Origin of the sequence: Corynebacterium kalinowskii, from assembly GCF_009734385.1 — a bacterium.
Classification (GTDB): Bacteria; Actinomycetota; Actinomycetes; order Mycobacteriales; family Mycobacteriaceae; genus Corynebacterium; species Corynebacterium kalinowskii.
Window position 1 is genome coordinate 236,442 of sequence record NZ_CP046452.1, and the last position, 12,017, is coordinate 248,458.

The 12,017-nt window shown below is 61.2% G+C and carries 11 protein-coding genes; 5 read left to right on the top strand and 6 right to left on the bottom strand.

Features of this window, described 5'->3' with window-relative positions; genetic code table 11:
• Positions 1-27 precede the first annotated feature (27 nt).
• Together CKALI_RS01125 and trmB are read right to left on the bottom strand one after the other, a co-directional pair.
• Positions 28-702, bottom strand: coding sequence for an NYN domain-containing protein (locus CKALI_RS01125; protein WP_156191560.1), 675 nt, complete (start codon positions 700-702; stop codon positions 28-30).
• Positions 703-705: 3 nt separating this feature from the next.
• Complete coding sequence (gene trmB, locus CKALI_RS01130) at positions 706-1,491, bottom strand: tRNA (guanosine(46)-N7)-methyltransferase TrmB (RefSeq protein ID WP_156193611.1); 786 nt, start codon at positions 1,489-1,491, stop codon at positions 706-708.
• A gap of 129 nt (positions 1,492-1,620) precedes the next feature.
• Between trmB and CKALI_RS01135 the strand changes: the two genes are divergently transcribed.
• Both CKALI_RS01135 and CKALI_RS01140 read left to right on the top strand, forming a co-directional pair.
• Positions 1,621-2,631 carry a hypothetical protein gene (locus CKALI_RS01135; RefSeq protein WP_156191561.1) on the top strand — a complete coding sequence of 337 codons (1,011 nt, stop codon included), beginning with the start codon at positions 1,621-1,623 and terminating at the stop codon, positions 2,629-2,631.
• Between the two features lie 484 nt (positions 2,632-3,115).
• Entirely contained in the window at positions 3,116-4,945 is a 1,830-nt protein-coding gene (locus CKALI_RS01140; protein WP_156191562.1) for a phosphoenolpyruvate carboxykinase (GTP), read from the top strand.
• 78 nt (positions 4,946-5,023) lie between these two features.
• Here CKALI_RS01140 and CKALI_RS01145 read toward each other — a convergent pair whose 3' ends face one another.
• Positions 5,024-5,773, bottom strand: a complete 750-nt coding sequence (locus CKALI_RS01145; RefSeq protein ID WP_156193612.1) for a class I SAM-dependent methyltransferase — start codon at positions 5,771-5,773, stop codon at positions 5,024-5,026.
• 35 nt (positions 5,774-5,808) lie between these two features.
• Between CKALI_RS01145 and CKALI_RS01150 the strand changes: the two genes are divergently transcribed.
• Positions 5,809-6,939: a glycosyltransferase family 4 protein gene (locus CKALI_RS01150; RefSeq protein WP_156191563.1), complete on the top strand. Its 1,131-nt coding sequence runs from the start codon at positions 5,809-5,811 to the stop codon at positions 6,937-6,939.
• Here CKALI_RS01150 and CKALI_RS01155 read toward each other — a convergent pair.
• Positions 6,854-8,317 carry a hypothetical protein gene (locus tag CKALI_RS01155; RefSeq protein ID WP_156191564.1) on the bottom strand — a complete coding sequence of 488 codons (1,464 nt, stop codon included), beginning with the start codon at positions 8,315-8,317 and terminating at the stop codon, positions 6,854-6,856. The genes CKALI_RS01150 and CKALI_RS01155 overlap by 86 nt on opposite strands.
• A 14-nt stretch (positions 8,318-8,331) precedes the next feature.
• The gene (locus CKALI_RS01160; protein ID WP_197079733.1) at positions 8,332-9,378 is read right to left on the bottom strand and encodes a DUF3068 domain-containing protein; all 1,047 of its coding nucleotides are present in this window, start codon (positions 9,376-9,378) and stop codon (positions 8,332-8,334) included.
• A gap of 46 nt (positions 9,379-9,424) precedes the next feature.
• On the opposite strand from CKALI_RS01160, the gene CKALI_RS01165 reads away from it, so the two are divergent.
• The gene (locus CKALI_RS01165) at positions 9,425-10,486 is read left to right on the top strand and encodes an acyltransferase family protein (RefSeq protein ID WP_231580499.1); all 1,062 of its coding nucleotides are present in this window, start codon (positions 9,425-9,427) and stop codon (positions 10,484-10,486) included.
• Here the strand turns inward: CKALI_RS01165 and CKALI_RS01170 are convergent.
• Positions 10,431-11,036 (bottom strand): TetR/AcrR family transcriptional regulator, encoded by a 606-nt coding sequence (locus tag CKALI_RS01170; RefSeq protein ID WP_197079734.1) that lies wholly within the window; start codon positions 11,034-11,036, stop codon positions 10,431-10,433. The two genes, CKALI_RS01165 and CKALI_RS01170, sit on opposite strands and share 56 nt — an antisense overlap.
• 83 nt (positions 11,037-11,119) lie before the next feature.
• On the opposite strand from CKALI_RS01170, the gene CKALI_RS01175 reads away from it, so the two are divergent.
• Positions 11,120-12,016, top strand: a complete 897-nt coding sequence (locus CKALI_RS01175) for a hypothetical protein (RefSeq protein WP_156191567.1) — start codon at positions 11,120-11,122, stop codon at positions 12,014-12,016.
• Position 12,017 lies beyond the last annotated feature (1 nt).

A 12,017-nucleotide genomic window follows, 5' to 3' on the forward strand; every position in this document is an offset into this window, starting at 1 on the left:
TTGTTTCCTTTCGTGACAGAGCGGAATTTAGCGAGCGGAAAGCAGCGCCGACAGTGGTCGGAATGGCTGGAGCCACGCGCCCTCGGTAGGCAGGTTGTCCAGGCTGATGCGTGGCAGTGGCTCTCGGAACACACCTGGGATTTCCTCAAGATCAAGGAAAGTGATCGATGGGTGGCCCACAGCCCAGGAGGCGTGCTCGTGGAAGCCGATAACAGTGGCAGGAATGCCTTCGCGAACCAGCGTTTCCAGCAGCTCCCGGAAGTTCTGCCCGTCCGCGGATGCCACGATCACGCCGTGGAGGATGCCCTCATTGAACCGGCGCTTGATGTGCGCGAGCATATCCGGGTCAACGTCGGAATCCTCGCCCACCTTTGGCTTAGCAAAGACCGCAAAACCGACGTTACGCAGCGCCTCCACCCACGGGCGCATGACATCAGCGCCACCCTGTGGGATGTTGGTGAATACCGTGGCCTCAGGCTCAATGCGTGAGCCTAGTTCTTCGCTGAGCTTGGCGCTGTGGCCGAGCAACCAGCGACCGATGGCGTCGAAACGCGGGCGAAAGGCGGCCGTAGGTCGGCCACCGAGAATCGCGCCCAGACCCATGTCAATGTTCGGCGCGTCCCACACCAGCAGCAGCGTTTCTGGCTGTTCGATGGCGGCGGAGGACTCGGAATAATTGTGAATAAATTCGTGGGTGCCCATGTTTTAAGCCTTCTTCTCCCACAGGAATTCAGTGATCACGTGGTCTTTTTCCAGGCCTTTGCCTTCGAACTTGGTGATTACCTGGCGGTCGGTGAGCTGCGGGCACTCCGGCCATGGCCAGCCCTTGTACTCCAAGAGTGGTTCGACATTGACCAGCTCGCTGATCCACTCGGCGTAGTCGGCGTGGTCGGTGGCCACGTGGAGCACGCCGCCTGGCTTTAGTCGGGTGGCAATAAGGTGCAGCACACCAGATTGAATGATGCGGCGCTTGTGGTGACGTGCCTTGGGCCACGGGTCCGGGAAGTAAATGCGAACGCCGTCCAAGGACTCTTCGCCGAACATGCGGTTGAGAACTTCGACGCCGTCGCCACGGACCATGCGAATGTTATCCAGTCCCTCGCGCACGGCTGCGCCCATCAGCTTGGCCAGACCCGGCTTGTAGATTTCGCAGGCAATGATGTTGGTGTCGGCCTCCAGTGGGGCCATCGCGGCAGTGGAGGTCCCGGTGCCGGAGCCGATCTCAAGGATGGTTTTTGCATCAGAACGGCCGAACCATTCGGCTAGGTCGATGCGTTCGTCGGAGAGCACTTTGCCCATGTGGGGCCAGTTTTCGTCCCACATTTTGGTCTGGTTGGAAGTGAGGGTGCCACGGCGAAAGCTCATTGAGCCGAGGCGTGGGTAGTCCAGCCCGTCTTCGAACTCGGACTGCAATGGGCGACCGAAAGGAACGTTGCCTTCGCGGGTGCCGCCAACGGAATCAGGGGAATTAGGGGTATCAGAATTATGCATCACATCTATTTTGCCCGTCGAAAGTCTCATACTCAACATGGCTCCTTCAGTTGCGGAGGACGCGCCGATGGGGTGCAATAATCTGGCAAGGAAAAATTCAGTGGGGGCTGGATTCTGTCAGGGGGTTATATGGGCGAATCGGCGCTGCAGCGCATGCGTGCCCACGCGATGCAATTCAGGTCGGACCCGGCGGTGTGTGCGCTCATCGAGAGGAGCCGAGAGGTGCCGCGGGTTGGGGCGTGCACCCTGGAGGTTCCTCTGAGCATCACGCTTAGCGACGCCCATTCTGTGCACCTCACCTGGCCCGCCATCGGCGTCGATGTGGATGTCATCTTCCTGGTGCATGACGGCCCCCTTGATGCCAAGACCCGCGACCGCATCGCGGTGGGTCCCGCGGAGTTCGTCGTGGTGCCTGCCGTCACTGATATACCGATGGCGTGGGATGCGCTCGATCCGGAGCGGCTAGAGCTCGCTCGCGCACGGAGCCTGTGGCAAGGGCTGGCAGGCCTTGGGCTGCAGCCACCGGAGATGCCTGAATTGACTGCTGGGCAGTGCTCGGCAGTCGTGATAGGCCCTGAGGAGGATGACAGGCTGCGCGTTGCTGCCCTTCTGGCAGCGGCTGGAATCGTGGTTGAATCCGGGTTCGGTGCTGACGTGGTGGTGGCAGTTGCGCCAAAGCGTGGATGGGATCCGCAGGACTATCCGCGTCTTGAGGCGGCGTTTGCTCGAGTGGGGCGGATGGTCATCACTGCGCCACTGCCTCGTTCGGTGTGCGGGGAAGCCGTGGTGGCCTCGGAAGAGGAGGCGGTGGCCGAGGTGCGTCGACAAGCGCAGTTACCTCCACTAGCACCCCTTCCTGAAGTCAATCCCGCGGCCTGGGAAAGATGTGCTCACCGGCTGGAGCGGCAATTATTGGTTGCACGACCGGCGCTCATCGATGCCCTGGTTATAACCTTTCTGGTCGGGGTGGGGCTGATTAGGGTGCTCCCCGTCGGGGTGGCCGTGGTGTTGGCGCTGCTGCTTGGGGTCCTCCGATTGGTTCGAGCGCAGTTGGCAGGGGAGCCACTCCTGCGACTTTCCGGGGCGCGTTCGCGCGGGGTGTGGCTTCGCCGCAAAATGGCAGGGCTCGGCTGGGGGTGATGTGAGGGATGAAGTGGCTCAACTTTGTTGAACAGGTGTTGGGTGCGGAGATTGCGTCCACAGACGCTGCAGGTTCGTGGGAGCTTGTCGACGACACCAGCATCACTTACGACGAACAAGGGTTGACGGTCGTCTCGGATCTGGATGGGGACGGGTTGATCGACCGGGTATCTCGGATGGACTATTCGGGGACATCATGCACGGTAGATCTGTCGGAGTGGGGTGTGCGGCAGGATGGTCCGCAACGAGGGGCAACCCCCGAAAGGGGGAGAATTGAATCCGATGGAACTCCACAAGACCCCGGTTGGGGAGTCGTAGAGTGGGGGTAGTGGACCGGTAATGACAAATTGTGGTTGTTGTCTCATCGACCTTGCACAAAAATGTTGTGGATGTGACTAGTCTTGTTTAGAGAACGGTAAACGAGCCGGTATTCGTCGACCCAGCGATCGGTTGGGAGTCGGGTATCGAAAAGTCAGGAGAAGCGATGACCGCTGCTGCAATTAAGGGCCTTGAGGGTACCGCCCCAACTAAAAACGAAGAGCTGCTGAGCTGGATTGCAGATGCGGCTCAGTTGTTCACCCCGGACAAGGTCGTCTTCGCTGACGGCTCCGAGGAAGAGTGGGCACGACTCGGTCAGGAGCTGGTCGAAGCCGGTACCTTCACCAAGCTCAACGACGAAAAGCGACCAAACTCTTTCCTCGCACGTTCCAACCCATCTGACGTGGCTCGCGTTGAGTCCCGCACCTTCATCTGCACCGAGACCGAGGAGGGCGCTGGCCCTACCAACAACTGGGCTCCGCCAGCTGCCATGAAGGAAGAGATGCTGGAGCACTACAAGGGCGCGATGAAGGGTCGCACCATGTACGTCGTTCCTTTCTGCATGGGGCCTATCGACGATCCAGAACCAAAGCTCGGTGTCCAGCTCACTGACTCCGCCTACGTTGTGATGTCCATGCGCATCATGACCCGCATGGGTAAGGAAGCACTGGACAAGATCGGCGAGAACGGCGAGTTCGTGCGTGCCCTGCACTCCGTCGGCGCTCCACTTGAGCCAGGCCAGGAAGACGTTGCATGGCCATGCAACGACACCAAGTACATCACCCAGTTCCCTGAGACCCGCGAGATCTGGTCCTACGGTTCCGGCTACGGCGGAAACGCCATCCTGGCTAAGAAGTGCTACGCACTGCGTATCGCTTCTGCTATGGCACACGACGAAGGCTGGATGGCTGAGCACATGCTCATCCTGAAGCTCAACTCCCCAGAGGGTAAGAGCTACCACGTCGCCGCTGCCTTCCCATCTGCATGTGGCAAGACCAACCTGGCCATGCTGCAGCCGACGATTGAAGGCTGGACCGCAGAGGTCCTCGGCGATGACATCGCATGGCTGCACATTCGCGAAGATGGTCGCCTCTACGCTGTGAACCCAGAAAATGGCTTCTTCGGCGTTGCTCCAGGCACCAACTACGCTTCCAACCCGAACGCAATGCGCACCATGGAGCCGGGCAACGCAATTTTCACCAACGTTGCGCTCACTGATGACGGCGATGTGTGGTGGGAAGGTCTCGAGGGCAAGCCTGAGCACCTCATCGACTGGAAGGGTAACGAGTGGACCCCAGAGTCCGGCGAGCTCGCAGCTCACCCGAACTCCCGCTACTGCGTCCCAATCGCACAGTGCCCAGTTGCTGCACCGGAGTACAACGATTGGAAGGGTGTCCCACTGGACGCCATCCTCTTCGGTGGCCGTCGCCCAGACACCGTGCCACTGGTCACCCAGGCATTCGACTGGGAGCACGGCACCATGATCGGTACCCTGCTGGCTTCCGGCCAGACCGCTGCCGCTGCTGAAGCCAAGGTTGGTTCCCTGCGCCACGACCCAATGGCCATGCTGCCATTCATCGGTTACAACGCCGGTGACTACCTGCAGCACTGGATCGACATGGGCCGCAAGGGTGGCGACAAGATGCCAGCTATCTTCCTGGTCAACTGGTTCCGCCGTGGCGAAGACGGTCGCTTCCTGTGGCCTGGCTTCGGCGACAACTCCCGCGTGCTGAAGTGGATCATCGACCGCGTTGAAGGCCGCGTCGAAGCCGAAGAGACCGTTGCTGGTCTTACCGCACGAGTTGAGGATCTGGACCTCACCGGCCTGGACACCCCAGTCGAGGACGTCAAGGAAGCCCTGTCTGCTCCAGCCGAGCAGTGGGCAAACGATGTCGCCGACAATGAAGAGTGGCTCACCTTCCTGGGACCAAAGGTTCCTGCAGAGATCCACGCACAGTTCGAGGCTCTGAAGAAGCGCATCGCTGACGCTTCCTAGCACCCACCGCCGAATCTGGTTAAGCAGACTGTAGAAATCGCCGAAATGCGATGGTTTGCTTAACCAGATTCGGCATTTCTAGTCTTTCTGAAGCACGATAACCAGGTTGCTGACCAGGAATTCGCGGAGCACAGGAATATGGACCAGCCACCAGACCCACCGCGGGTGGTAACGGGGGAACAGTCCGACGCAGGTGGCGCCAGGCAACGAGCGCGCCCAGCGGATGCCTTCGGCACAAGACACATCAAACAGAGATTCCCCAAAGACGTTCTTGGGTGGGTGTCCGTGCGTCCGCGTGTAGCGGTCACGTGCCCAGGCCCCTGACACGTAGTGTTGCCACAGCCCCGTCTCGTGCCCGCCGAATGGCCCGAGCCAGACGGTGTAGCTGAGGACGACGAGCCCGCCGGGGCGGGTAACTCGCAGCATTTCTGAGCCCATTGTCCAGGGCTCAGGCACATGCTCGGCCACGTTGGAGGAATAAACCATGTCGAAAGAATCAGCTGCGAAGGGCAGGCACTGGCCGTCAGCGCGGACACTGGAAACATGAGGCAGCCCGGCTGCATGGAGTTCGACTGCGGATGGTTCCACGCTGACGTAGTCAGTGTTGGCAAAAGCATCGGCGAAATAACCGGGGCCGCCGCCGACATCGAGGACGCGGGAGCCAGCCAGCTCGACTCCGCGAATATCTCTAGACAGGGCATCGAGCTGAGCGTAGGTGTCGGCTGCCAGATCACTGTAAAAGCGGTTGGGGGCCGTTTGCTCGGTGGGGAAGGAGCTGAGCAACCGGAGGGATCGACCCAGCGTCGCCAAGCGGCGGGCGTGATTCAGTTTCGGCACAAGAGCATTGTAGGCTGTGCACAGTCATGAACATTCTTTTGCTGTGCTGGCGCGACACCGAACACCCTCAAGGTGGCGGCAGCGAACGATACCTGGAACGGGTGGCCGAGTACCTAGCTGCTCAGGGCCACCGCGTTCGCTACCGCACGGCCAGCATCCCCGGTCAGCCACACCGACAATACAAGGGTGGGGTGCAGTTCCTGCGTCGGGGCGGACGGATGTCCGTATATGTGACAGCAGCGCTGGAGATGCTGCTTGGCCGGTACCGGGATGTAGACGTTGTGGTGGATACCCAAAACGGAATCCCGTTCTTTGCCACGTGGTGGCTGCGTCGCCCGACCGTCGTGCTGACGCACCATTGCCACCGCGAACAGTGGCCGGTAGCCGGCCCGTTTCTCGCCCGCGTGGGCTGGTTCTTGGAAAGCCGAATCGCGCCGTGGGCATATCGGGCATCGCAGTACATCACGGTGTCAGAGCCATCGGCGCAGGAGCTCACCGAGCTCGGAGTCGCCTCTGAGCGGATCTCCATTGTCCGAAATGGCCTCGATCCGCTGCCAGTATTCGAACCGTTGAAGCAGGACGACAAACTGCACCTGGTGACATTGTCGCGCCTCGTGCCGCACAAGCAAATTGAACACGCGATGGACGTGGTCGCTGCCCTGTCACCGCAGCACTACGTCGTCCTAGACGTCATCGGTTCGGGCTGGTGGGAGAAGCAACTGCGCGACTACGCGAAGTCCATCGGGGTGAGTGATCGAGTGATCTTCCACGGTCATGTGTCCGAGCAGACCAAGCATGCCCTCCTTGATCGCGCGGCGGTTCAGCTCATGCCGAGTCGTAAAGAAGGATGGGGTTTGGCAGTCATGGAGGCAGGGCAGCACGCCGTGCCGACCATCGGCTACCGACATTCGGCTGGCTTGCGCGATTCCATCCACGATGGTCGCACCGGCATTCTGGTCCGCGATAAAGCCGAGCTCATCCGCGCAACCTTTGATCTGATCACGGATCCGGAGTGCCGTGAAAATCTCGGCCGCGCCGCTCAGGAACGTTCGGCGGAGTTTTCCTGGGAGCTTACTGGCCAGCAGGTGCTCGACGTGCTCGAGCGGGTACAAGCAGGCTCGCTGCCCCCAAAGCAAGCCAGCTCAGCAGCAAACTAAGGCCCAGCCACCAGCGCCAGCTCGGCCGAGTCGGCGGTGCCAGTTCGGTCACTGCGCCGTCGTAGATCACCCCAACGCCGAGCGAAGCGAGACCCTCGAGGTCGCCCCGATTGTAGAGCTCGGTGGCTTGGGTGAAGCGGGGGGACGGGGCGTCGACAAGCGTGCCATCCACGCGCAGCTCCCCATTTTCCACCATCGACACCGCCTTGACCAGCGGGTTCACTGATCCATCGCGGGTCAAGGTGCCGAGCCCAGGCACGAACACATCGCGTCCCTTCGCCGCTTCCTGCAGCGTGGCCAGGGTGGGCGGTTCGGGCACCGGCTGTAGCTTGTCGACGGCCAACGGCGCGTCCCACACGTGCAGCACCGCAGCTAGCAGTCCCACCACAACGAGGGAAACGGGCCTGACGCGCGCGGCGAGGAACGCGTACGCCGGGATGGCGAACAAAACGAGTTTGTGGGAGTCACGGAACAGCGCCGCGCCGGGAACAGCGCCGACGAGGGTTTCCGCCAGGCGGGGCGCAAAGGTGAGGAGGATCGCCCCGCAGATGCCGAAAATGGCCAGCGCGGTCAGGCGCTTCGGAATTCGACGCATCTGACTAGCCAGGATGACGAACAGGAGCACGCCTGCCAAGGCGAAGCCGGACTCTCGGGAAGCGGGGACTGCGGCGCTATTCCAGATTCCGCCCAAGCCCAGGACGGCGCCGACCGTGCCCACGAGGTGCTCGGCGCGCGCTGCGAAGCTGCTGCCACCTGCGGGGAGGGCCGGGGGAGCGGCGAGGATGCTCGGGATGAGCCAGGGGAGCGTTAGCAGGAGCCCGTAGGCGAGGATGGGGCGTCGAAAAGCGGCGGTGAGCGCGACAATCAGCGCGACAACGGCGCCCGTTGGGGTGAGGGAGGCGAGCCACATCGCAGGAAGGAGCAGACGGTAGGTGCCGGAGAGCGACCACACGGCAATTCCCGGCAGAAGCCAGGCGGCGATCACCAGCGACCACTGTCCCTGCAGCAGGCGTTCGACCACGAAGGGGTTAACCAGGGTGATCGTCAGAGCCAGCAGGGTCGCGGGCTTGCTGGCAGCACAGTGACGCGCGACGTGGACAGCGCCGAGGGCACCGAGTGTGGCGGCTATGACGAGGAGACCGCGGGCAAACCAGGAGGCATCGATCACCGTGCCGACGAGTGCAAGCAGTCCGTCCTGCGGAGCATTGCGGGCAGGGAGGTCACCGAAGCCAAGCGCGGATTCGGACAAGGCCGGGTGGGCGATCACCGCCATGTCCCGGTGCAGCAATATTCCGGGCAGCGCGAACGGCCACAGCAGTGAGCCGATGAGCAGCACTGACCAGGCCACCGCCAGACCGGGCCACAGCGAGAGCTTCATGCGCTGCACCACGTTTAGTCCCGGCGACGCAGGTAGTAGATTCCAAGCACAACAAGGGCGGCCGAAGCGATGGTCGCGAAGAGCAGTGCGACGGACACCGTCTTAAGGGTGGTCAGGCCATCGGAAGCGCGCTCCCACATCGCCTTGGTGGTCGGCTCGTCCCAACGCAGCGTTGCGTTGAACAGCGTAAGTCCGGAATCAACAGATACCTGCTGCGCTTCGATTGCGTCTCGTGCCAGAAAAACGTGCGGGATCTCGAGGCTATCGACGATCGTGCCGGTTTTGGGCTCGACCCACAGTGTTCGGGTCATGGAGTAGTACTGGTTCATCACCACGGTGTTGCCTGCAGTCAGTCCCTGCGTCGCGATTTCTTCCGGGCTGTAGAACTGGTTCGCCAGGCCTTTGATAGTACCGGTCCCCAACTCAATGGGGTCAAGTTTTTGATGGAAGCGGTATACCGTCACGCCGCCAATGGTTTCACGGTCTTGGAAATCAATCGGGGTTGTAGTGGCCGAGAATTTGTCAAAGTAACGGAAGCTGCGGAATTCCGTAGCGAACGGGAAAGAATACTGCAGGCCATCACGGACCTGCGCGGAGGAGTCGTGCGTAAAGCCGGGCAACGGGGACTCGGACTTCAGGGAAGCCACCGGCTGGTCCACAGGAAAGGACGAGTGTCGGATCAAACGGACACTGTCCTGTGAGGTGAACAAGGTCTGACCAGAATCGGTGCTCATCGATTCATCCACCACATACAGCGCTTCCTTGGGATTATCGCTCTGGTGAGCGGTAATCTTCTTCGAGTTGCTCACCAGTGGGTGGGCAAGGAAGCAATCGAGAGCAAGAGTAGTGACGCACTCAGGTGAGTCCACGAGTGGGGTGCGGTTGTTCCAGGCGGTGGCGTCGAAAAGCGTGGCGTCGGCCGGCTCCGAAGTGATCTGCAGGGATTCATCGACGGGCAGCAGGCGCACCTGCTCAGTGGCCAGGTTCGGTCCGACTGACCTGAGTAGAAGTAGCGCCAGTGCCAGGGTGAATGCCAACGCAGCTTTGGCTTTTTTCGTCACCGGGCGCGCCTTTCCGTTAGGATCCAAGAGGTCAAAGGAGGAACAAGTGTCAACGGGTCAAGCTTACCGGGCGTCCTCCTCATTCATCCCCTCGCTCGAGGGGCTGCGCGCCGTGGCGGCTTTCGGCATCATGCTCACCCACGTTGCCTTCCAGACGGGTGTGCGCCCGGATTCGATCCTCGCGCGCTTCGATTTCTTTGTTCCCGTCTTTTTTGCGCTGTCCGCATTCCTGCTGTGGCGTCGTTACCGAATGACAGCTGATTGGCGCGGCTACCTGTGGCACCGCGCCCTGCGCATTCTGCCTGCTTATTGGCTCACCGTGGCCGGCGTGTTCCTCCTGCTTCCTGATGCTTTCGGCACCGGTTCAGCAGCAGTGGTGGCGAACCTGTTTCTGGCGCAGATCTACGTCCCTGATGCCCTCGCGCCGGGCCTCACCCACTTGTGGTCGCTCTGCGTGGAGGCGGCGTTCTACCTGGTGCTGCCCCTCATCGCGCTCGCTTTACGACGCCACCAACCCCGCCACCGCATCGCCCTCATCCTTACCTTCAGCGCGCTTTCCCTCGGCTGGTCTTTTCTGCCCTTCGTGGTGGCCAGTCCTGCGCCGGGCATGGCAAACCTACAAATCTTCCCCATTTCCTACGCGCTGTGGTTTGCCATAGGGCTCATCGCTGCTGAGTTGGAAGGTCGGGTGTTTGTGCCGGGGCCGGTCTGGCCGTATTGGGTGTTAGCACTGGTGGTGGCGTGGGTAGCGGCCCAGCCTTGGTTCGGTCCGCTTGGCTTGGTTCACCCAACGCCAGGGGAATTCTTGCGTCGCGTCCTCGCTGGCGCTGTCTTCGGCGCGCTGTTCTTTCTACCTGTGGCCTGGGGGCAACGCCCAGGTGTGCTGAGCTCTCGTACCATGCGATTGCTGGGCGCCTGGTCCTACGGCATTTTTCTGTGGCACGTGCCGATGCTGTCTTGGGTGTTTCCGCTGCTCGGAATCCTGCCCTTTAGTGGGAATTTCTGGTTGGTGCTGCTGGTGACGGTGTTGCTGACCGTGCCGGTGGCGGCCGCTAGTTACTACTTTGTGGAGCGTCCGGTTGCTCGGTGGGGACGGCGCGGTAGGTAGGCAGGACAATCGTGTCGACGATGTCCTCGATGGTGTCATCGCTAGCGGTTCCCTGGGACAGCAGTTCGATCATGAGACAGCTAAACGGCAACCGAATCAGGCGTTCTGACGTTATTGGGCACGGGAGTTCACCGCGCTCAACCGCGCTGGCTACATGGTGGCCGATTGCTTGCAGGGCGGGAGAAAACGCGCTGCCGGAAATCTTGGCTCGCAGCTCTGGAGTCGACTCAGCAATCAAACCCATTGACGTGTCGATTCCCAATTCATCGACGTTGGCGCGCACCAAGCGCAGCGTTGCGATGAGGTTCTCCCGCAACGTGGGGAAGTTGTGAGAGGCCAACTGGAAGGTCGCACGCCGAGCGATGGCGGCGTAAACCATCTCGGGGCGGGTCGGGAAGCGCCGGTAGAGCACCGGTTTGCTCGTTTGGGCGCGCCGGGCGACGCCCTCGTACGTGACCCCTTGGTAGCCGACGGCTTTGATTTCGGAAAGGACGGCGTCGGCGATGGCGTCGAGAAGCTGCTCTCCAGTGCGGCGGGTCTGTTGGCTCATATCCCCAGCATACATAAGATACGTTGCGTTTCTTAAAGTGGGGAGTTATGTTTAGATACGCACCGTTTCTTAAAGGAGTTAACGTGATCAAAAACCTCATCAAGCCATCGGCCATCGCGGCCCTCATCATGATCGCCCTGAGCTGCGTCTTCGCCCCCATGATTGGCATGAAGCCAGCGAACATTCCAGTGGCCGTGGTCGCCCCAGCAGCCAGCCCGTTCGTTGTCGCACTCGAGCAGAACCCACTGCTGGAGGCCACGGTCGTGGACCAACGCCCAGAAATCGCCGACTACTACGCCATCTACGAGCCTGGCCCCGACGGCATCCACATGGACATCAATCAGGGCAAGCATCCCATGGTCTCCCAGCTTCTCGACGCCGCCGCCAAGGCCAACCCGAAGATCATCGTGAGCTACACCAACCCGATCCCTTCAGACCTTGGCCTGGCCGGATCCTTCCTGCCCGCACTCTTCGTGCTGCTCACCTTCATCCCATCCCTCATCGGCAGCGTCTTGCTGGCCCGCGGCGTCAAAGGCCTAGGCAAGCGACTAGCAGCGCTGCTCACCATGAACCTCATCGTGGGCTTGGTCGGAATCGGGATCTTCGCAGTCCTTTCCCCGATCAGTGTTCCTTACCTCACCACCTTCCTCTTCCTCACGTTCGCTAGCTTTGTCGTGGGCTCATTGAGTGTTGGTTCGATCGCACTGTTCGGCAAGGCTGGCATCGCCATCCCTGCTCTGACTCTCATCTCCGGAATGGGGTTCATGTCCCTGCCAAAGGAATTCGTACCGGCCTTTTGGCGGGACTGGATCTACCCGTGGAACCCGATTCGCATGATCGCAGAATCTGGCCGCGAAATCCTCTACATGGGTTCCGGCCCAGTGACGAGCACCGCGAGATTGCTCTGCATCGTGGCCGCCATTGGCTTGGTATTCCTCTTTGTCGGAGCAATGCGGGCACCCCGGGGTGCGGAAGCCTAGC